General features: G+C 61.7%; 22 protein-coding genes. 17 read left to right on the top strand and 5 right to left on the bottom strand.

Features of this window, described 5'->3' with window-relative positions; genetic code table 11:
* Positions 1–44: 44 nt before the first annotated feature.
* The 10 genes from R3E82_04535 (at position 45) to R3E82_04490 (ending at position 10,953) form a co-directional block, all read left to right on the top strand.
* Positions 45–1,316 carry a hypothetical protein gene (locus tag R3E82_04535; protein MEZ5550133.1) on the top strand — a complete coding sequence of 424 codons (1,272 nt, stop codon included), beginning with the start codon at positions 45–47 and terminating at the stop codon, positions 1,314–1,316.
* Positions 1,317–2,846, top strand: coding sequence for a hypothetical protein (locus R3E82_04530; protein MEZ5550132.1), 1,530 nt, complete (start codon positions 1,317–1,319; stop codon positions 2,844–2,846).
* Positions 2,847–2,848: 2 nt separating this feature from the next.
* The gene (locus tag R3E82_04525) at positions 2,849–4,930 is read left to right on the top strand and encodes a PEGA domain-containing protein (protein MEZ5550131.1); all 2,082 of its coding nucleotides are present in this window, start codon (positions 2,849–2,851) and stop codon (positions 4,928–4,930) included.
* A gap of 77 nt (positions 4,931–5,007) precedes the next feature.
* Positions 5,008–5,277: a hypothetical protein gene (locus R3E82_04520; GenBank protein MEZ5550130.1), complete on the top strand. Its 270-nt coding sequence runs from the start codon at positions 5,008–5,010 to the stop codon at positions 5,275–5,277.
* Between the two features lie 66 nt (positions 5,278–5,343).
* A complete protein-coding gene (locus R3E82_04515; GenBank protein MEZ5550129.1) occupies positions 5,344–6,147 on the top strand; it encodes a MotA/TolQ/ExbB proton channel family protein in 804 nt (267 codons plus the stop codon).
* Positions 6,144–7,409, top strand: a complete 1,266-nt coding sequence (locus R3E82_04510) for a hypothetical protein (GenBank protein ID MEZ5550128.1) — start codon at positions 6,144–6,146, stop codon at positions 7,407–7,409. The genes R3E82_04515 and R3E82_04510 overlap by 4 nt, the downstream gene beginning before the upstream one ends.
* A 6-nt stretch (positions 7,410–7,415) precedes the next feature.
* Positions 7,416–8,504 (top strand): hypothetical protein, encoded by a 1,089-nt coding sequence (locus R3E82_04505; protein MEZ5550127.1) that lies wholly within the window; start codon positions 7,416–7,418, stop codon positions 8,502–8,504.
* A gap of 80 nt (positions 8,505–8,584) precedes the next feature.
* On the top strand, positions 8,585–9,571 hold the full coding sequence (locus tag R3E82_04500; protein MEZ5550126.1) for a hypothetical protein: 987 nt from the start codon (positions 8,585–8,587) through the stop codon (positions 9,569–9,571).
* Positions 9,572–9,664: 93 nt separating this feature from the next.
* On the top strand, positions 9,665–10,270 hold the full coding sequence (locus tag R3E82_04495; GenBank protein MEZ5550125.1) for a hypothetical protein: 606 nt from the start codon (positions 9,665–9,667) through the stop codon (positions 10,268–10,270).
* Positions 10,267–10,953 carry a hypothetical protein gene (locus tag R3E82_04490; protein ID MEZ5550124.1) on the top strand — a complete coding sequence of 229 codons (687 nt, stop codon included), beginning with the start codon at positions 10,267–10,269 and terminating at the stop codon, positions 10,951–10,953. Before R3E82_04495 ends, R3E82_04490 begins: the two co-directional genes overlap by 4 nt.
* Before the next feature lie 405 nt (positions 10,954–11,358).
* Here R3E82_04490 and R3E82_04485 read toward each other — a convergent pair whose 3' ends face one another.
* Positions 11,359–12,000 carry a methyltransferase domain-containing protein gene (locus tag R3E82_04485; protein ID MEZ5550123.1) on the bottom strand — a complete coding sequence of 214 codons (642 nt, stop codon included), beginning with the start codon at positions 11,998–12,000 and terminating at the stop codon, positions 11,359–11,361.
* 297 nt (positions 12,001–12,297) lie between these two features.
* Here R3E82_04485 and sufB point away from each other — a divergent pair, with 297 nt between their 5' ends.
* From sufB to R3E82_04450, 7 genes are read left to right on the top strand one after another with little or no spacing between them, the layout of a single operon-like run.
* Positions 12,298–13,764 (top strand): Fe-S cluster assembly protein SufB, encoded by a 1,467-nt coding sequence (gene sufB, locus R3E82_04480; GenBank protein MEZ5550122.1) that lies wholly within the window; start codon positions 12,298–12,300, stop codon positions 13,762–13,764.
* Entirely contained in the window at positions 13,761–14,507 is a 747-nt protein-coding gene (gene sufC / locus R3E82_04475; GenBank protein MEZ5550121.1) for a Fe-S cluster assembly ATPase SufC, read from the top strand. Before sufB ends, sufC begins: the two co-directional genes overlap by 4 nt.
* Positions 14,492–15,643, top strand: coding sequence for a SufD family Fe-S cluster assembly protein (locus R3E82_04470; protein MEZ5550120.1), 1,152 nt, complete (start codon positions 14,492–14,494; stop codon positions 15,641–15,643). Before sufC ends, R3E82_04470 begins: the two co-directional genes overlap by 16 nt.
* Complete coding sequence (locus tag R3E82_04465; protein ID MEZ5550119.1) at positions 15,640–16,839, top strand: cysteine desulfurase; 1,200 nt, start codon at positions 15,640–15,642, stop codon at positions 16,837–16,839. The genes R3E82_04470 and R3E82_04465 overlap by 4 nt, the downstream gene beginning before the upstream one ends.
* Before the next feature lie 58 nt (positions 16,840–16,897).
* Positions 16,898–17,260, top strand: a complete 363-nt coding sequence (locus R3E82_04460; GenBank protein MEZ5550118.1) for an iron-sulfur cluster assembly accessory protein — start codon at positions 16,898–16,900, stop codon at positions 17,258–17,260.
* Between the two features lie 8 nt (positions 17,261–17,268).
* Positions 17,269–17,796: a putative Fe-S cluster assembly protein SufT gene (sufT, locus tag R3E82_04455; GenBank protein ID MEZ5550117.1), complete on the top strand. Its 528-nt coding sequence runs from the start codon at positions 17,269–17,271 to the stop codon at positions 17,794–17,796.
* Positions 17,796–18,233 (top strand): SufE family protein, encoded by a 438-nt coding sequence (locus tag R3E82_04450; protein ID MEZ5550116.1) that lies wholly within the window; start codon positions 17,796–17,798, stop codon positions 18,231–18,233. Before sufT ends, R3E82_04450 begins: the two co-directional genes overlap by 1 nt.
* A 65-nt stretch (positions 18,234–18,298) precedes the next feature.
* On the opposite strand, the gene R3E82_04445 is transcribed toward R3E82_04450, so the two are convergent.
* From R3E82_04445 to R3E82_04430, 4 genes are all read right to left on the bottom strand, one after another.
* The gene (locus tag R3E82_04445; GenBank protein ID MEZ5550115.1) at positions 18,299–18,961 is read right to left on the bottom strand and encodes a hypothetical protein; all 663 of its coding nucleotides are present in this window, start codon (positions 18,959–18,961) and stop codon (positions 18,299–18,301) included.
* Entirely contained in the window at positions 18,948–19,088 is a 141-nt protein-coding gene (locus R3E82_04440; GenBank protein ID MEZ5550114.1) for a hypothetical protein, read from the bottom strand. The genes R3E82_04445 and R3E82_04440 overlap by 14 nt, the downstream gene beginning before the upstream one ends.
* A gap of 223 nt (positions 19,089–19,311) precedes the next feature.
* Entirely contained in the window at positions 19,312–20,196 is an 885-nt protein-coding gene (locus tag R3E82_04435) for an OmpA family protein (protein ID MEZ5550113.1), read from the bottom strand.
* Positions 20,193–20,939: a flagellar motor protein gene (locus R3E82_04430; GenBank protein MEZ5550112.1), complete on the bottom strand. Its 747-nt coding sequence runs from the start codon at positions 20,937–20,939 to the stop codon at positions 20,193–20,195. The genes R3E82_04435 and R3E82_04430 overlap by 4 nt, the downstream gene beginning before the upstream one ends.
* Position 20,940 lies beyond the last annotated feature (1 nt).

Genomic DNA, 20,940 nt, shown 5'->3' with positions numbered 1-20,940 from the left:
GCACGCCACGATTAGAGACACCCCGCGGCGCAAGTACAGACAGTATGAAGTTGTCCAAGATCAGCCTTCCCGGGAAACCTCTGACATTCGGCCAGGTGCTGTGTCACCTGCCTAGGCTGTATGCCGGACTCCTGCTGCTGGCCCTGAGCGGTTGCGTCACCCAGGAAGTACGCATCGTCGACATGACACCGCCGGAGCAGTTCACCGGTGTGCAGTCGGAATCCGAACTCCTCGACATCGGCGTGGCCGTATTCGATCCGAACGTCCCCGAAGACTACGACGAACAGATCGAAGCCCTCATCCAGCCCGATATCCGCCGCGCGGAAGCCAACTACATGGCATTTTTCGCCAAGAACCTGCTGCAGAGCACGGGCAACTGGGGCGCCGTGCGGGTGGTGCCCAGACCCACTCATGCCGTCGATCTCATCGTCTCCGGTAAAATCCTGCATTCCGACGGTGAGAGTATGTCGCTGGAGCTGTCTGCAGCCGATGCAACCGGCAGAGCGTGGTTCACCAGAACCTACGATGCCCTTGCCAGTAAATACGCCTACGCGGAAGGCATTCCTGCAAACATCGATCCCTTCCAGACCATCTACAAGCAGTTCGCCGATGACCTGCTCGCTTATCGCAGTGAGCTGACGGACGAGGACATCCACATCATCCGCTCCACGGCCGAAATGAAGTTCGCTCAGGACTTCGCGCCGGATGCCTTCGCCGACCACATCAGCACTACAGCCGACGGTGAATTCGAACTCAGGCGACTGCCCGCGCAGGATGATCCCATGCTGGAACGGGTGCGCAAGATCCGCGAACGGGAGTACCTGTTCATCGACACACTGGACGAATACTTCGAGAACTTTCATCGGGAGATGTATCCGTCCTATCAGAGCTGGCGGCGTGCCAGCTATGAAGAGGCCATCGCCTACAAGGAACTCAAGGCCCAGGCCCGTTCCCGGACCATCGGCGGGGCGGTGGCCATCGCTGGCGGTATCGCAGCGATGACGGAAAGCAACAACAGCTACGTGGACACCAGCGGTCTGGTCAGTGTGATCAGCGGTGCGATGCTCATGAAGAGTGCAATCGCCAAGCGGGATGAGGCACAGATGCATGCTGAAGTGCTGCAGGAAGTCGGCGTCGCAGCGGAAAGCGAGATCGTTCCCTACACGATCGAACTCGAAAATCAGACCGTCCGACTGCAGGGCTCCGTCGACCAGCAGTACGATGAGCTGCGTGGCATACTGCGTCGTGTCTATTTCGCAGACCTCGGCCTGCCGGTTCCGCCGGAAACCACAGTAGAAACCGGCACCGATCAGTAAATGAGCGAGGAAGAATCCGGTCCGATCCGACCTCGATCGGTACCGCTGCGCCACATCCCGACCGCGCCGGAACCCGTGATCCGGAAACATTCGCGCCCCGCCGCCGGCTGGCTAGTGCTGATCGGTATCCTCATCGTCGCTGTCATCGCCGTATTTGTCATCGTGCCCGATCTCGTCAAACCCGACACCCGGATCCGGACTGTGGATGCCGGCGAACCGGCGGGACAGAGCACCGGCCGGAGCCTCAGCCCGACGGGTGCTGCGGGTACCGATTCACGCCCTCCTCCCTTCGCCGCACTGATGCGCGAGCAGGCCCGCGAAGGTGCGCAGACCGAGCTCGCCAGATTCGTCGAGCTGCAGATCGCCCTTGAACAGGAAATGCAGGTAGGTGCCTGGGGCAAGGCGGAGCTGGATGCGGCCAAGTCCGAGGCGACACGCGGCGACGAGCTGTTTGTCGCCGAACAGTTCGAACGGGCACTGGAAGCCTACGGTTCTGCAGCAGACATGCTGGCCGCTCTGATCGACGAAGGGCGTGAGCGGGTGGAAACCGCACTGGAGCGCGGCGAACGGGCACTGGATGATCGTCGGCAGCAGGATGCCGAAGCCGAATTCAACACGGCACTGAGTATCGATCCGGAAAACACCCGTGCACTGGAAGGGCTGCGGCGGGCCCGGCTGCTGCCCCGGATCGTCGACATGTTGCGGAAAGGCAAAAACCAGGAACTCTCCGGCCAGTGGGAAGATGCTCTGGACAGCTATGCGGCCGTACGCGCGCTGGACCCGGCGACGAAGGGCATCGAAGAGGCCATGGCCGGTGCCCGGGCGGGCGCCTCGGAATCCCAGGTCCGGACTCTCCTGTCCCGGGCTTTCAGTGAGATGGAAGCCGGTCGCTACGAGGCAGCCCGGAGCGCCTTCCGCCAGGCGCTGGTGATCAAGCCCGGCGATCCTGTCGCCCTGGGTGGCCTGGAACAGGTCGCCGAACGTGCCGATCTGACGAAAATCGACCGGATGCAACAGGATGCCCAACGGGCTGAGGCAGCGGAAGACTGGCAGGAAGCCCTGAACCAGTACGATGCGATTCTGGCGCTGGATGCGAACCTGCAGTTCGCCAAAGACGGACGCAACCGGGTGCTGGCCCAGCAGCGTCTGCAACTTGCGCTCGGTAACATCATCGCAAGTCCCGACAAACTGTCCTCGAGCACGCTCTTCACAGATGCACAGAATCTGCTCGCCCGGGCAGAAAGGCTCACTCCCCGGGGGCCGAAGCTGGCTGAACAGATCGACCGGGTGGCGGAACTGATCCGGATCTACGCAACACCGGTGCCCGTGATCGTGCTCTCCGACAATCAGACCCAGGTCACCCTGTCGACCATCGGTTCGATCGGCACCTTCACCCGCAAGGAACTCTCTCTGCGACCTGGCGCCTACACGGTGATTGGCAGTCGCAACGGATACCGTGATGTACGGGCGAGTATTCTGGTGCGCCCGTCGATGCCACCGGTTGACGTACGCTGCAGCGAGGCAATCTGAACTTGGCCGCACCCCGGAACAACGAAGCCGCGGACCCGATCCGCGAAGCCGCGGACGTCATCCGGCCCATTGGCTATCAGCCCCCTGCCGCGGAATCCGGGACTGGCTTCCACCTTTCGCGCTGGCAGATCGGCCTCGGTGTAATTCTCCTGCCCGTGCTCATCAGCGTCTGGTTTCTGTTCACCGCCCAGTCTGTGCGCCTGGAGTTCTCGCCACCCGCAGACGCTGTCGAAATATCCGGCGGGCTGCGCTTCGAACTGGGTGGCATCCATCTGCTGCGGGAAGGTCAGTATCGGGTGCGGGCGAGTGCCGCTGGACACGAACCACTGGACACTGTCGTGGTGGTGGATGAACGGCCCAACCAGGTCCACCGTTTCGCGTTCGTGCGCCTGCCGGGACTGGTGACATTCGAAAGCACGCCCGCAGAGGCGACCGTGCTGGTGGATGGCACCGTCGTCGGCCAGACGCCCACTTCAGCGATCGAGGTGGCGGCCGGCGAGCGCATTATCCGCTTCGAAAAGTCGCGCTATCAGGCCACGGATCTGACCGCGACTGTGACCGGCATGCGTGTCCCGGAAACCGTCAGTACCACCCTGCGCCCCGATTGGGCCGATGTCACCATCAGTTCCCAGCCCGCAGGTGCGGAAATCCTCATCGATGATGTCAGCACGGCAAAGACTACCCCCGCCACGGTGGAGGTCTTAAGCGGAGAGCGGGAAATCCGCCTGAAGCTGCCCGGCCACCGGGGACACCGTCAGCGCATTCTGGTGGCAGCCGAGGAGCAGGTGACGCTGCCCCGGGTGACGCTGCAGCAGGCGGACGGATTACTGAACATCGTGACACAGCCCCGGGGTGCCGGAGTCACACTGAACGGTCAGTTCCAGGGCGAAACACCACTGGAAGTTGCTGTGCGTTCGGGTACCCGCTACCGGATCCAGCTCTTCAAGGCGGGATACGAAGCGGCCGAGCAATCGGTGACCGTGCAATCCGGTCAAGCGGCGGACGTCAATGTCACGCTGCAACGCCAGATGGGCGACATTGTGGTCACTGCCGAGCCTGCCGAGGCCCAGCTGTACGTAAACGGCACCCTGGCCGGAGATGCGAATAGAACCCTGCGCCTGCCGACCACCGCTCAGCGACTGGAGATCCGGCTCGACGGCTACGCCGGCTACAGCACCGAGATCACACCGCGCAACGGGCTCACCCAGGAGGTGCGCGTGCGCCTGCTGACCCTCGCCGAAGCACGACTTGCCGCCCTCAAACCGCGTACCCGCACGGCACAGAATCAGGAACTGGTACTGGTGAAGCCCGGTCCCTTCACCATGGGTGCTTCGCGTCGACAGCCCGGACGGCGTGCCAACGAAACCCTCCGGGAAGTGCAGATGCAGCGTTTCTTCTACATCGGCACCCACGAAGTCACCAACGGCCAGTTCCGGGCTTTCGCCACCGGGCACGACTCCGGAGAATTTCAGGGTCAGGATCTCAATAAAGACGATCTGCCCGTGGTCAATCTGAGCTGGAATGACGCGGCCCTGTACTGCAACTGGCTCTCCGGACAGGAGCAACTGCCGCTGTTCTATCAGACTGAGTTCGGCAAGGTCACCGGAATCAATGCCCAGGCAACCGGCTATCGGCTCCCCACTGAAGCCGAATGGGCCTGGAGTGCCCGCCAGGAAGCCGCGGAGCCGCCACTGGTGTTTGCCTGGGGTGGCAACCTGCCCCCACCCGATCGTTTCGGTAATTTCGCCGACCGCTCGGCCGCGCACCTGGTGGGAAGAATCATCTTCGGGTACAACGACAATCACATCGCCTCCGCACCGCCCGGTACTTTCACGGCGAACAGACTCGGACTCTATGACATGGCCGGCAATGTGGCCGAGTGGACCAATGATTTCTACGAGATTCCCGGCGCCGAGGCGACCGTTGACCCCCTGGGTCCGCCCCAGGGCGAATACCGGGTGATCCGCGGCTCCAGCTGGATGCATGGCACCATCACGGATCTGAGAATTTCCTTCCGTGACTACGGCGCCGATGGCAGGCAGGATCTGGGATTCCGTCTTGCCCGGTTTGCAGAACCCAACTGATGGGGTCCTAAATTGCCGGGAGTCTCCCGACGGAATCCGGTGTCTCAAGGAAGTCGTACAGATGACAGGCTTAAAAAATGGCTCGAATCCTCGGTAAACGAACCCGCTCTCCCGGCAGTCTGCTGTCGGCGGCGGGGCTGATCCTCGCCCTGTGCATGGCCGGATATCCCTCCGCGGGGGCACAGGAGGCGGCTCCGGCAGCGGCTGAGAGCGGGAGTACCCCGCCCCAGGCAGAACCATCGTCGGCGCAAGAAGCCGACAGAAAAACGCCTGCAGGGGGAGAGGTATTCGTGCCCACAGAGGAAATTTCCGAAGACTATGCGGTCTCGTTTCCGGTAGATATCTGACAGTTATGTTTTGAGCCGGACATTTCAGAATCACGCAACGAACACCCGAACAATGATGAGCCAGCCATGAAGCAGCAGCTACCCTTCGAACTCCTCTACCAGGTAGGCGCACTCCTCATTTCGGTGATCCTGGTGCATCTGGTTTACGTCACCGTCATCCGCCCGAACGCGGACGCCATAGTGGCCGCACAGAACGAGCGCGTTGCCCAGGGCGAAGTCTACGTACAGGACCGCAGTCTCTACGTGGTCCTGAAAGACTACGAGCAGGAAGTCTGTTTTGTGCTGATGTTCTGGGCAATGGCCATCATGGGATTCAAAGGGCGTTCGGCCTGGCGCGAGCGCGCTCTGTTGAGTGAGGACATCGTGCGGGTGAGCGAAGGTATGAGCGTGCTGCCGGAAGACACCCGGGAATACACCCGGGCCATCCAGGCGCTGCCCGAGGATCAGCAGGGCTATCTGCTGCCGCGTGCATTGACCGCTGCGCTGCACCGGTTCGCTTCGACCCGCAATGTGCAGGATGTTTCAGAAGCGGTGAAGAGCCTGTGTGACGCCGAGTCTGACCGGCTCGACAGTGAAATGGCCATGGTGCGATACATCGCCTGGGCGATCCCTTCCATCGGCTTCATCGGTACGGTACGCGGCATTGGCGAAGCCCTCGGTCAGGCCTACAAGGCCGTGGAAGGAGATATCGCCGGTGTTACCGCCAGCCTGGGCGTTGCCTTCAACTCCACGTTCACCGCGCTGGTCATCAGCATCATCATCATGTTTCTCCTGCACCAGGTGCAGCTCATCCAGGAACGCCTGGTACTGGATGCCCAGACCTACTGCGACCAGCGCCTGCTCCGGCATCTCCAGGTCCGCACTGCATGACGGCCATTCTGGAAATTAACGACACAGAACTGCTGCTCTATCACCGGGGTCAGCGGCTCTATCGCGCCCCGGCGATCGCCATCGCCCGGGAGGACGGGCTGATCTTCGGCGAAGCCGCCCTGCGCCTCGCTCGTATCCATCCGCGCCAGGCTCACCAGCAGTATCTGTCCCGATTGTCGCCCGACCCGCTGGCGCATCCGACCCGGGATGCAGCCAACCTTGCAGATCTCATCTATCATCAGTTGCGGGAAGTGGCGGCACTGTGTCCCGATGACATGGTGATCGCGGTACCTGGAACCCTCAGCACGGAACAGCTCGGTGTGCTCCTCGGCATCGGTCAGGAAGCCGGCCTCAAAGTCTGTGGATTCGTGGACGCCGCAGTCGCAGCGGTATCCACCAGCCGAGCACCGGAGCAGGTCTGCTATCTCGACATCTATCTGCAGCACATCAACATCACGGAACTCATCGTCAACGACGCGGTGCAACGCACCCGTGCCTACGAGATCCGGGAGTGCGGGCTGAGCAATCTGCTCGATGGCTGGGTCAATCTGATTGCCGACCGCTTTGTGCGCGAGACGAGATTCGATCCCCTGGTAACCGCAGATACCGAGCAGCAGCTCTACAACCAGGTCTATGACTGGGTGATGGACGGCGCCCTGAATGCGGACGTCGCCGTGGAGATCCAGCATGCGGATCTGCGCCGGAAAGTGGAGGTGCCCCGCGCCGCCCTTGAACAGAAAGCGGCGACACGTTACGCGCGCGTCCTCGAAGCCCTGCAGGGCCACCAGGCAGTAAGACTGAGTGCGCGGGCAGCACGAGTGCCGGGGCTCAGTGCGCGATTGCGCGCAGCCGGACTGCTGGTCGAACCCCTGGCCCTGGACGCTGTGGCTGCAGGATGCACCACTCATCTCAGCCGTATTCGCAGCCCCGATGGGGAGCTGCGTCTGGTCACCCGACTGCCCGGGGCAGCAACGCGGCCGTCCCCGGAATCCGCTGCTGCAACGCCGGCACCGGACAGGGCCGTGAATACTCCCGCTGCACCGACACATCTGCTCCTCGGCCACAGTGCACGGCCGATTGCCCTGTTCACCGAAGCGCCACTGGAAGTTGACGCAGGCACCGTCTGGCTGCAGCCGGATCCGGCACTGCCTTCGCTCCTGAAGCTGAATGGAGATACCGTGACCGGACGGGTACGAATCGAGCCGGGTGACCGGATCGAGACGCCTGCAGGCACCTTCCAGGCCATTCGCGTCGAGGGGTGAGCGGAAATGGCCCGGCGCCGGGAAACCAATATTTTCTCCATGGCCTTCCTGGACGTGATGTCCTGTGGCTTCGGGGCGGTCATTCTGATCTTCCTGATCATCAATCACGCCACCGAAAAAGAAGCCCGGGTGGTCAATCAGGACACCCTCGCCGAGATCCGGATGCTCGACTATCAGGTTCGCAATGGCGAAAAGGATCTGGTCGAACTGAAAACCCGCCTGGAAGATCTGCTGCGTGAAGTGTCGGACTCGGACCGACGGCTCAACAGCACAAAAACCCAGATCGATGAAAACGCCGAAGATCTCGCGGACGCGGAGGCGAGCACACTGGCAAGGGTCAAGAGCCTCGAAGAACTGAAATCGGACGTAGACAGCCGGGAAGAGGAACTGCGCCGCCTGCGGGCCATCGAAGAAGCAAACGCAGGCAACAAGGCGCGCACCTTCACCGGCGAGGGTGATCGCCAGTACCTGACCGGGTTGAAGGTCGGCGGCCGCAATATTCTGATTGCACTGGACACCTCCGCAAGCATGCTGGATCAGGACATCGTGAACGTACTGCGTCGCCGTAACATGTCCGACGAGCGCAAACGGCAGGCGCCCAAGTGGCAGAGAGCGGTGCGCACCGTCGAATGGCTGGCTTCCCAGCTGCCCCTGGATGCCAGCTTCCAGCTCTATGGCTTCAATGAAGAAACCCGGGCCATGCTTGAACCAACTTTCGGCAGCTGGATCGAACTCGGAGAAGGCCGGGAACTGGAAAGTGCGCTGCAGGCACTCAAGCAGACGGTTCCCGGGAACGGCACGAGCCTGGAGAAACTGGTCATCGCGATGAACGCGCTCAAGCCACCACCGGATAATGTCTATCTGATCACGGATTCGCTCCCCACCATCGGCACGCGACCACCCCGGGGCGCTAAAATCACCGGCGCGGCACGACTCGATCTGTTCCGGGATGCGGTCAACCGCATGCCCGCCCAGGTGCCGGTCAATGTCATCATGTTTCCCATGGAAGGGGACCCCATGGCCGCCGCCGCGTTCTGGAATCTCGCCAGGACTTCCGGCGGCGCCTTCCTCTCCCCGTCGAGGGACTGGCCGTGAGAGAGTTGAAACGCGGTCGATCAAACACAGAAGAGCGCATGAGGAAGAGACAGTGAGCGTTGGGAGATGAGAGAGGACGTATGAAACGACGCCGCGGCATCGAAGAATTCAGCGTGTCTTTCCTGGACGTGATCTGCTGTGGCTTCGGCGCCATCATCCTGCTGCTGATGATCACCAAAACCGTCGAACCGGTATTGCTCGAAAAGACCCAGATCGATCTCGAAGGTCAGGTCGCCATGCGGGAAAACGCGATATTCGAGATCCGTGGACAGATCCGGGAGCTGACCCGCCAGGTCAACGACGCCGAAGGTCAGCTTGACGACAACCTCCTCGAACTCGCCGCGCTCGAACGGGAACTGTCGAAAATTCTCGGCGAATTCAGGACCACGAAGGAGATGAACGAGGAGAGTCTGGAGCAGACCCAGAAACTCGCCGCAGCCAAACAGTCCTTGAGTGATGAGATGCAGAGACTGCTGGGTGTCGACTTCCGCCGCAGTACCGATCTGGTCGGCGGCATCGCCGTCGACAGCGAATACATCATCTTCGTGATTGACACCTCGGGCAGCATGTTCAATGCCGCCTGGTCCCAGGTGCTGACCAAGGTGGAAGAGACCCTCGCCATCTATCCCCAGGTCAAGGGCATCCAGGTGATGAACGACATGGGGGATTACATGTTCCCCCGCTATGCGGCCCAGTGGATACCGGATTCGCCCAGTCGCCGTCAGGCAATTCTGCAGCGGCTGCAGTCCTGGAACCCATTCAGCAACTCCTCACCGGTGGAAGGTATTCAGATGGCCATCAACACCTTTTATGATCCGGACAAACTGATCAGTATTTATGTATTCGGTGACGACTTCACAGGGGACTCCATAGAATCCGTGGTTGACGAGGTGGACCGGATCAATCTGGTGGGGGAAGATGGCCGTCGCATGGTGCGAATCCATGCCGTTGCCTTTCCGGTATATCTGCAGCGACCATCCGCACGCGTCTACCGGTTCGCAGCGCTGATGCGGGAACTCGCGTTCCGCAACGACGGTACCTTTGTGGCCCTTTCGGAATTCCAGTAGGGTTCGAGCATGCAGTTGTTCCAGTCCGCACCCGCCAGATCCTCCCGTCCCTCAGCTGCAGCCGCACTCGTCCTACTCCTGCTCGGCGGTTGCATGAGCACCTCAGTCGAAATGACCCAGGACACCATCTTTCCGGTACCCCTGGTTGCCAAGGTGCCGCTGACCGTTGGTGTGCACCTGCCGGAAGCGCTGTTGAACTACACCCTGGAGGAAGATCACGGTGACAACGGCAAGTTCAGCATCGCCATCGGCGACGCTCAGCAGCCCATGTTCCTGAATCTCTTTGTTGGAATGTTCGACGATGTGCAACTGGTCGAGGACCCCACACATCCACCGGCCCGGGTGGCGGGTACCCTGGTCCCCACCATAGCGGAGATGCAGTTTTCAACACCGCTGCAGACGCGCACCGATTATTTCGAAGTCTGGATCCGCTATCAGATCCAGCTCTACAGCAGAGACGGTGTGCTGCTCGGTGACTGGCCACTGACCGCATACGGAAAGGCGAACACCCAGAACTATGGTATGAACAGCACCTCCCCCACCCTGCGCGCCGCCGCGCTGCAGGCCTGCCGGGACGCGATGGCCTTTTTTACAGTACAGTTTCCGACGGTTCCCCAGGTTCAGAACTGGCTGGCGGTCGAACTCCCGAGTCCGGCTCTCACAGCACCAGACACCTCACAACCGGCGAAGGGCGGGTGAACATCATCGAACTGACGCTGCACAGAAACCTCTATCGCAGGATCACGGGCATTCTGGTGCTGGTACTTTCCAGTGGCGGTTGCGTGACCGCCACTGTGCAGCAGGTGCGGGAGGCGGCCACCGGACTCGATGCGGGCGAGGCGGTGGTGGTGCTCGGCCGCAAGAGCCGACCGACGACCGACGAGACCGAACTCAATTTTGTGAAGTGTGTGAGTGGCAATATTGCCAGGGGCTCCAACGGCATCCGGGTGATTGATGAGCAGACCTTCCGCGATGCCCTGTTTCCCTGGTTCGAACCGAGAACGGCACCGGTCAATACCTCGGATCTACCCGAGCTCATGGCCACCCCGATGCTGGCCGAGCGGCTCAGAGAACTGGGGCTGCGTTATCTGGTCTGGATCGATGGCTCCACGATCCGTACCGATTCTTCGGGCTCGATGACCTGCAGTGTGACCACCGCCGGCGCCGGCTGTTTCGGCTTCCTGACCTGGGAAAACGACTCCTCCTACGAAGCGTCGATCTGGGATGTGCGCAATGGCAGTGCGGTCGGCAAGGTCAGCTCGGATGCGATCGGCACCAGCTACATTCCCGCCGTCGTGATTCCACTGCCCTTTATTGCCCGGGTCCAGAATTCAGCCTGCTCCAGTCTTTCCGGACAACTGAAGGACTTCATTCGGGGCTGAGGTCAGCGACGGATCCGGCTCAAGTCCAGGCTTTCGAAGAGGAGGACGTGGAGGCGCGGTGATGCACATGCGGGGGTGGGCGGGGGTATGGCGGACCTCGCTCCGGCGCTCCGCGCTACCCGACTCAACCGATCAGCCCCGCAGCGGGTCTGCTTGGCGTCGTCGGCGTCGCTACACGGTCCGCCATACCCCCGCCCACCCCCGCATCCTCAGCGCGCTTCCGGGTCCGCCTTGGAAAATCTGTTTTTCTGTTTCGAGCGGTCCGCAGTCGGTCAGGCAGCGATGTGGTAGGAAAAGGCAGTATGCGCGAGGTCCCGGAGCCTCCCCGCCACCGGCCTGCTTCCAACACTCCAGCCGGATGCACGAGTCCGAGTTCCGGACCGGTGACTCGGCGACAGATGTAACCTAACGCCGCTTCTTCGACGGCCGCACGTCCAGCACTTCCCCGGTCGCGTGATTCGGCTCGGTCGCATACCACTCGTTGAGCTTCACCTTGTGCTTCTTGCGCACGATGTCACACAGCTCATAGAAGGTCGGCCGGCCCGGATCGGTGATCACCACCCGCTCGACGCCGTTTTTGATCGCACGATCGATGAGGCGCGACAGGGGCTTGACCATGCTGTCCCAGAAACACACGTCGGAACCCACGATCACATCGAACTGGGAGAGATCATCGGCCTTCAGACTCTCGAAACGCCGTTTCATCGGCGTGACTTTCACATCGTTGAGTTCGGCGAGCACCTCCAGGAACGGAAACACCGCACTGTCGATGTCGAGGCCGGTGACCTTGGCGCGGAATTCGGACGCACAGAACACGGCACCCGGCCCCCAGCCGCAGCCGACTTCCAGTACCCGGCTTTTCTTCGGCAGGGGCTGGTGCTGGAGGTAGTCCATCAGCAGAAAGCTCGCATTCCAGGTTTTGTGTCCGTGTACCGAGGGCTGGTAGGCCTTTTTCAGACGCCGGATCAGCCGATGCTTCGATTCGAGGAGGTAGATGCCATAGGCCTGATACATGTGGTCTTCGGGCATGGTTTCGAGCTTTGGCATAGGTCAGATTCCGTGGTTGAGAGGGCCGGGGAGTCTCTCATCAGGCTTCCACGCGTCAGCGGGTACCTGATCAGACGCTCCCTGGGCAAAGCCGCGCAGTTTAAGGGTTGTACGCACATCGGACCAGCGCTGCAGGACCCTGATCGCAGGACCGCTGGGAGCGCCCTGAGCCGCGGAAGCGCTGGCTTTGCGGTGGCCGCAGAGTAAATACCCGAGTATTTCAGTCTGGTATTCCCACCGGGTGGGACGGTACAATACCGACCTCGTTATCAACCCGTTCCCTGGAGGGTGTGCCGCTTGTCGACTCAGGAGTCCGTCGAAGATCTTGTCTCACGGGAATACAGCGCCGGTTTCACGACCGACATCGAGTCCGAAACTCTTCCCCCCGGACTATCCGAGGCTGTGGTGCGGGAAATTTCCGCGAAGAAGGGTGAGCCCGCCTGGCTGACCGAGTGGCGCCTGAAAGCCTACGCACACTGGCGGACGCTGAAATCCCCGGAATGGGCCCATGTCCAGTTTCCACCCATCGATTTCGAGAGCATCTCCTACTACTCAGCGCCGAAGCGGCGCGATCAGGGCCCCGCCTCTCTCGATGAGGTCGACCCGGAGATTCTGCGCACCTACGAAAAACTCGGTATCCCTCTGCACGAGCAGGAGATGCTCGCCGGGGTGGTGAAGGCGCGTCCGGATGTGGCCGTGGATGCGGTATTCGACAGCGTCTCCATCACCACCACCTTCAAGGACAAGCTCGCGGAAGCCGGCGTCATCTTCTGCCCGATCTCCGAAGCCGTGCACAGTCATCCGGAACTGGTGCAGAAGTATCTCGGCAGTGTCGTCCCCCAGCGGGACAATTTCTATGCGGCACTCAATTCCGCCGTCTTCAGCGACGGTTCCTTCGTCTATATCCCGGCCGGCGTGCGCTGCCCGATGGAGCTTTCCACCTACTTCCGCATCAACGCCCAGAACACGGGGCAGTTCGAGCGTACGCTGATCATCGCCGAAGCCGGCGCCTATGTCTCCTATCTCGAGGGCTGCACCGCACCGATGCGGGACGAAAACCAGCTTCACGCCGCGGTAGTGGAACTGGTGGCGCTGGAAGATGCCCAGATCAAATACTCCACCGTGCAGAACTGGTATCCGGGCGATAAGGACGGCAAAGGCGGCATCTACAATTTCGTCACCAAGCGCGGTGCCTGTATCGGCGCACGTTCGCGGATCTCCTGGACTCAGGTGGAGACCGGCTCGGCCATCACCTGGAAGTATCCGAGTGTGGTCCTGCGCGGCGAATCGAGCGTCGGCGAATTCTACAGCGTGGCCCTGACCAACAATTTTCAGCAGGCGGACACCGGCACCAAGATGATTCACTTAGGCGCCAACACCCGCTCCACCATCGTTTCCAAGGGCATCAGTGCCGGTCGCAGCCAGAACAGCTATCGCGGGCTGGTGCGCATGGGCCCCACCGCCACCGGTGCGCGCAACTACACCCAGTGTGACTCTCTGCTGATCGGCGATCAGTGCGGCGCCCACACCTTCCCCTACATCGAAAACCGCAATCCGGGTACCACCATCGAACACGAAGCAACCACTTCCAAGGTCAGCGACGATCAGCTGTTTCTCTGCCAGCAGCGCGGCATTGATGCCGAAAAGGCGGTGAGCATGATCGTGAACGGCTTCTGTAAGGACGTATTCCGCGAACTGCCGATGGAGTTTGCGGTGGAGGCCGGCAAGCTGCTCGAGGTGAGTCTGGAGGGTGCGGTCGGATGAAGCGCCTTGAAGTCACAGACCTGCACGTCACTGTGGGGGGTAAGAAAATTCTCAACGGGCTGAGCCTGTCGATCGAGCCCGGCAGCATCCACGCCATCATGGGTCCCAACGGTTCCGGCAAGAGTACGCTCGCGGCTGTGCTGGCAGGCAAGCCAGGCTATCAGATCGAATCCGGCACCCTGCTCGTCGATGGCCAGCCGATTAACGACATGGCCGCGGAAGATCGCGCACACCTGGGTGTGTTCCTCGCCTTCCAGTACCCGGTGGAGATTCCCGGGGTGAGCAACATGGAATTTCTCAAAGCCGCGCTGGACAGCCTCCACGCTGCGCGGAAGCTGGAACCCCTGAGTGCAATGGACTTCATGAAACGCGTCCGCGCCATCGCCGCGACGCTGAAGCTTGATCCGGAGTTCCTGAAACGCGGGGTAAACGAAGGCTTCTCGGGTGGTGAGAAGAAGCGCAACGAGATTCTCCAGCTGCTCCTTCTGCAGCCGCGACTGGCGGTGCTCGATGAAACAGACTCCGGTCTCGACATCGATGCGCTGCAGGTTGTCGCACGTGGCGTGAACGAGTATCACAATGCAGACAACGCAGTACTCATGATCACCCACTACCAGCGGCTGCTCGACTTCATAGTGCCCGATCAGGTGCACGTGCTTTCCGCAGGCACCATCGTGCGTTCCGGAGACAAGAGTCTCGCCCTCGAGCTCGAGGAGAAGGGCTATTCATGGCTGACCGCCTGACCCCCGCCGAGCTGATCGACGCCCTGCCGGTGGCGCCTGATGCCGGTCCGGCGGCCGCTGCCTGGAAGTCCCGGACACTGGCTGCGGTGGCTCAGCCGGCCTGTCGCGAGCACTGGAAATACTCACCCTTAGCCGAATTCATTCATCCGCTGTCTGCACAGAGCGTCGCCCGCCCCGTGCTGCGCGGTCTGAATCAGCCCGGTCTGCGACTGGACGTCCGCGCAGCAGGGAGAGATCCGTCCGCCGGCGAAGATCCCGCCGATGCGGCAAGTACGGCGCGATTTCCCCTCGCCGATCTCGGCCGCGCGCTCACCGGCGAGCTGCAGGTGCTGCATATCGAGGGCTCTCCCGCCAGCCCGGTGGAAGTCGATCTCGGCGACGGTATTGGTGTCCCGCTGCTGATCGAAGTCGCCGGCGGCGCCCGGGTGACCCTGCTCGAGCGCAACACGGCAGAGCATTTCGGACACCACAGCGTCTATCTGCACCTGCATCCCGGCAGCCGGGTCACCCATGCCCGCACCGCCCTGCACGAGCACGCCTGCGACTGGTCGCTGAATCAGGTGGTACTGTCTGCGGACAGTCACTACGAGCTCCAGCAGTACACGAGCGGCGGGAAGAAGCGACGCACGGAAACCCACGTCATTCTCCAGGGTGCGGCTGCCCAGGCCCATCTGATCGGCGCCTATGTGGTAGGCAGTGGCGCCCATCTGGATCAGCAGTTCATCCTCGAACATCGCGCCCGGGACACGCTCAGCAGGCAGCGTTTCCACGGTATCGGTGCCGGCAAAGGTACTGCGGTGTTCAATGGTCGGATCCACATTCACCCTGACTCACCCCGCTGCGATGCGACCCTGAGCAATCGCAATCTGGCCCTGCACCCGGACGCCCAGATCAACACCAAACCGGAACTCGAAATCTATACCGACGATGTGAAGTGCGCACACGGCGCGACCGTCGGCCGGATCTCCGGGGACAGTCTCTTCTATCTGCAATCCCGGGGTTTGCGTGAAAGCGAGGCGCGACGCATGCTGTGCCGGGCATTCATCCGGGAGTGTGTGACCGGTCCCCTTGCCGAAGAGGCTGCCGCCCGACTCCTCACCGACTGGTGGACGGACAGCCACCAGGTGATGTCATGAGCCGCAGTCATTTTCCCCTGCTGGCGGACAGTGGCGATGAATCCACCGGCATCGTCTACCTCGACAACGCGGCGACCACCCAGAAGCCGGGGGTCGTCATCGATGCCATCAGCAACTACTACCGCACGATGAATGCGAACGTGCATCGCGCGGCCCACGGACTTGCCGAAAAGGCGACTTCCGCCTTCGAAGCCTCCCGGGAAACGTGCCGCGCCTTCATCAACGCCGCAGGCACGGAGGAAGTGATTTTCACTTCCGGAACAACAGCATCGATCAATCTCGTAGCCGCCATATTAAGGAGCCGACTGCAAGCGGATCAGGAAATCCTCATCTCGCGAATGGAGCATCACTCCAATATCGTGCCCTGGCAGATGCTGGCAGCCGCCACCGGCGCGCGGCTCATCGCCTGCGATGTCACGCCCGCCGGCGAACTCGATCTCGATGACTTCCGCACGCGCCTGAGCACTCGAACTGCTGTGGTGGCGATCGGCCACGTCTCCAACGCACTCGGCACCATCAATCCGGTCGAGGAAATCGTCCGCCTGGCCCATGCGCAGGGTGCACTGGTTCTCCTCGACGGCGCTCAGGCGACCGCCCATCTGCCGGTGGATGTGCAGGCGCTCGACTGTGACTTCTATGCTTTCTCCGGTCACAAAATGTACGGGCCCACCGGCATCGGCATACTTTATGGCCGCCGGTCTCTGCTGGATGCGCTCCCGCCCTGGCAGGGCGGCGGTGAGATGATCGAACAGGTGTCGATCGAAACCACCACCTACAACCGCCTTCCCTACAAGTACGAAGCAGGCACACCGAACATCGCGGACGCCATCGGTCTCGGTGCCGCCATCGACTATCTCGCCCGGACCGACTGGCCATCGCGCATCGAGCACGAGCAGAGCCTGCTCACTCTGACCTTGAGTGAATTGCGCCAGATGCCGGAAATCCGCCTGATTGGTGAGCCAGCCCGACGTGCCGGTGTCGTGTCTTTCCTGGTGGAGGGCAGCCACCCCCACGATATCGGCACCCTGCTCGATCAGCAGGGTATCGCGGTACGCACGGGCCATCACTGCGCCATGCCGCTGATGGCCCATCTGGGCATTCCAGGAACCGTACGGGCTTCCTTCGGTCTGTACAATGGCGAGCGGGATGTGGAACGCTTCATCCGCGCTTTGCGTAAGACGTTATCGTTTCTGTGAGTACGACATCTGTCCTTCATTCACTGGTAGATCTGATAAATACAGGTTGGAAAAAATCATGAGCGTGACCGCCTTCGACCCGAAGCAGATCAGCGTGACCGACAGCGCCAGACGCCACATTACCGATCAGATCGAGCGGTCCGGACATCGCTCACTGCGTCTGGGCGTGAAAGAAAGCGGCTGCAATGGCTTCATGTACACCCTCGACTACATCGACACGCCGGAACCGGGCGATCACCGCTTTCATGTCGATGGCCTCGAAATTTTCGTGCGGAAAGACGAACTCAAGCTGGTCGTCGGCACCCAGGTTGATCTGGTGGTGGAGGGTCTCAACGCCGTTCTCCAGTTCAAGAACCCCAACGCACAGAGTTACTGCGGTTGCGGTGAAAGTTTTTCCATGCGTGCCGGCAGCAGTCAGTAAGCCCGGCCGTGGAACGCCGACTCATCCCCACCAGTCGCGCCTGCGAGGCCCGACTTGTCCCCACCGGAGATCCGATCAGGATTCCGGCCGGCACCTTTGTCACACTCACCCAGAGTCTGGGCGGCACTTATACCGTGATCGTGAACGGCAACATGGCGCGCATCGACGGCCGGGACGCCGACGCGCTGGGATTCGAACCCAAGGTGTTGAAATTCGACCCGCCCGCGGACGGCAAGGTCGATGAGGCCCAGGTGCGTGAAGCCCTGGCTTCGGTCTTTGATCCCGAGATCCCGGTAAACATCGTCGAACTCGGACTCATTTACGGGGTGTCGATCGCGGCGGACGGCGGTGTGTCGATAGACATGACCCTCACCGCGCCCGGTTGCGGCATGGGCCCCGTGCTGGTGCGCGATGTGGAGTCTCGAGTGGCCATGGTGCCCTTCGTCAGCGCAGTGAAGGTCAACCTGGTATTCGATCCACCCTGGTCCCGGGATCGGATGTCGGAGGAGGCTCAGCTCGAACTCGGACTGTTCTAATGGGCTGCAACCCGCACCGCCCGCTACCGGACCTGGGCGAAATCAGGGAAACCTTCGCCTTCTTCGACGACTGGGAAGACAAGTACCGCTTCGTCATCGATCTCGGCAAATCCCTGCCCGAGCTGCCCCAAGCCGATCGCAGCGAAGCCAACCTGGTGCGCGGCTGTCAGAGTCAGGTGTGGATGGTCGCCAGTCAGGATCCGGCAACGAACGCCCTGCACTTTCGCATCGACAGCGACGCCCACATCGTGCGGGGACTGATCGCCATCGTGCTGGCGGTGTATGATGGCCAATCGCCTGAGTCTGTACTGAAGTTTGATATCGAGGCGCTGTTCGACGAACTCAAACTGCTCCCGCATCTCAGCGTCACAAGAGGCAATGGACTGCGCGCGATGATCCGGAAAATCCAGGCGTTCGCCCGGGAGAGGCTCGCATAACCCGGATTTTCGCCGGGTGGTCGACGCCGCTGACCGCGGACGGCTACGGAGATTGTGTCCGGCAGTCAACCGGCGTCCTGCTTCCACTGCCGTGGGTCTGTCGAGACCGCCGCGTCCGGTGGCGATCCACCCTCCGGCAGCTCTACACTGACCGGACGCACGAAACCTTCTCTGCATTCACGTACCGGCTGGGGTTGCTGCGTTTCTGCAGACTCCGGTTCCAGACGCAATCGATTCGCGTGCTCCAGCAATCGCACCTCATCGTGACTGAGTCCGAGTCCGCGCGCGATGCCCTGGGGGCTCTCGCCGCGATGAAAACGCTCCCGGGCCTGGATGAGCAGATAGCGACGCGAAGTCTGCACGGACTGGCTGGTCCGGGTCCGACCGAGCAGGACGGCTTCGAGCGTCTGGGCGACCCGAGTGGAAGCTTCCGTATACACGGTGAGTTCGGACTCGAGTCGGGCCAGGCGGGTCCCGAGTCGGCGGTTGTGGTGGATGACCACCAGTATCGTCACCAGTGCGCCGAGCAGCAGAATCGCGCCAAGCGCCAGACCGATCAGCCACGCGCTGTCGATCACCGGAGCCACCACAGCGAAGCCTTCAGTAACCTCCAGTGGCAGTCCGCCGGGCGCTTCCACCGCTGTCAGCACCGGTAACGCGGCTGCAGTTTCGGGAGCCGCCGCGGGAAACTCTTTGGCCAGGTCCTGTATCTGTTCAAGCCAGTTCATCGATTCGTCCTTCAGGCTTCCGGGGTTCCGACTTCTTCTCCGGGGGCTTCTTCTGCCTGCGTTTACGCTTTTCCTGTCCGCGCACGGGCACGGGTCGTATGGGGCCGGAAACCGTATCGATCGCCATGATCCTCTCCTCCTGGACACGAAGTCCGTCTCGGGCACGGCCGTCCGTCCCGGACACGGCCGTCCGTCCGGACACGGCGTTCGACCTCAGTCGTGCGGACGGACCCCGGTTTGGAAAGATCCAGGTGAAGAATAGTCAGGATTTCAGAAAGCGCCAGGAATCCGGCGCAGAATCAGTTAAAGGGTGCAGCTGCTCTGTCGCCACGAACGACACCGCGCTCCGTTCAGCCGCCCTCCGGAGAATCGCTGGTGAACAGCAGCCCACCCGATTCGGTGCGGATCTGACGGATCGATTCATCGAGTCCGGCGGGTTCACCCTGACGCACAAAGGCAAACGCACTGGCACCACCGGCATTGAGGTTACGCGGCTGATTACCCTGCCGGGCAACCACGATTACCACCCGCCGGTTGCTGGCCCTGCCCGCGGGGGTGGCATTGGTCTGCAGGGCATGGTTCTCGCCGTAGCCCACCGCCGCCAGGCGCTTACGATCCACACCCGCCGCGGCAAGGAAGTCTGCGACTATGGCTGCCCTGGCGGCGGACAGCGCCCAGTTGGAAGGATAGCGGGCGCTGTGCACCGGGACATTGTCCGTGTAGCCCTCCACCGTGACCGGATTGTCGAAATCCTTGAGATAGGAAGCGGTGCGCGCAAGCAGGGCTCTGGCCGCCGGCGCCAGTCCCGCGCTGCCGGCATCAAACATGAGATTCGCATCCAGGCTGATTTCCAGCCAGTCGTTGTCTTCCTGCACCACCACACCGTCGTCAGCGGTGAAGCCGGCCAGCCGGTCGGCCACGTCCTGTTTGCTGGGCGCAACATGAGTGTTGCCCTCCTCTTCATCCCGATAACCCGTCTGCTCCGGTATGTCGACGATGTGCGGCGACGCTGCGAGCAGCGGGTCCCCCACCTGAATGGGTTCGAGAGCACGGGATTCCTTGTGAAAGGCCTGATCGAGTGTGCTGCTGAGGATGCGGTATTTGCCTTCATTCACGGAGGAGATGGCATACATGACCACGAAGAAACCGAACAGCAGCGTGATGAAGTCCGAATAGGAAATCAGCCAGCGTTCGTGGTTGTCTTCGTCTTCGAGGTAGTCGCGCCGGGGTTTCACGCCGCTTCCAGATAACCGCCCAGCCGGGAAGCGATGAGATTCGGATGCTCGCCTTCTGCCACGGCCAGCAGACCTTCGATGATCAGCGCACGGGCGTCCGCCTGTTTCAGTACCAGAGAGCGCAGTCGATCTGCGACCGGCAGAAACAGCAGGTTGGCCAGCCCGACCCCATAGATGGTCGCTACAAACGCGGTGGCGATACCGGCGCCAAGCTGGGCCGGATCCGCCAGATTGCCCATCACCTGTATCAGTCCGAGCACCGCGCCGATGATGCCGATGGTGGGCGAATACCCCCCCATGCTCCTGTACACGGCCGCAGCCGCCAGATCGGAGTCCGTGCGTGTCGACAGCTCTGTTTCCAGTACCCGCCGGATGGTGTGCGGTTCACTGCCGTCGATGACCATTTCCAGCCCTTTGCGGGTGAAGGGATCACGTTCCCCATCCAGTGCGTTTTCCAGTCCGAGCAGGCCCTGCTTGCGGGAGGTCCGGCTCCACTCGGTCATGCGCGCAATACTCGCTTCGAGGCCCAGCCGGGGCGGCAAGGCTACCCAGCGCAGCAGCTGCAGCGCCCGCTGCAATCGTGCGTAGGGCGTCTGCAGCATCACCGCACCCAGCGTACCGCCGATGACGATGATGGCGGCAGGGGTATTCATCAGTGCGGAGAGCTGACCGCCTTCGAGAAAATTACCGCCGATCACCGCACCGAATGCGATCACGACACCTAACAATGCCAGTATGTCCATA

The sequence above is a fragment of the Pseudomonadales bacterium genome, assembly GCA_041395945.1.
Taxonomy (GTDB): domain Bacteria; phylum Pseudomonadota; class Gammaproteobacteria; order Pseudomonadales; family Azotimanducaceae; genus SZUA-309.
This window is presented reverse-complemented; position numbering and strand designations above follow the sequence as displayed.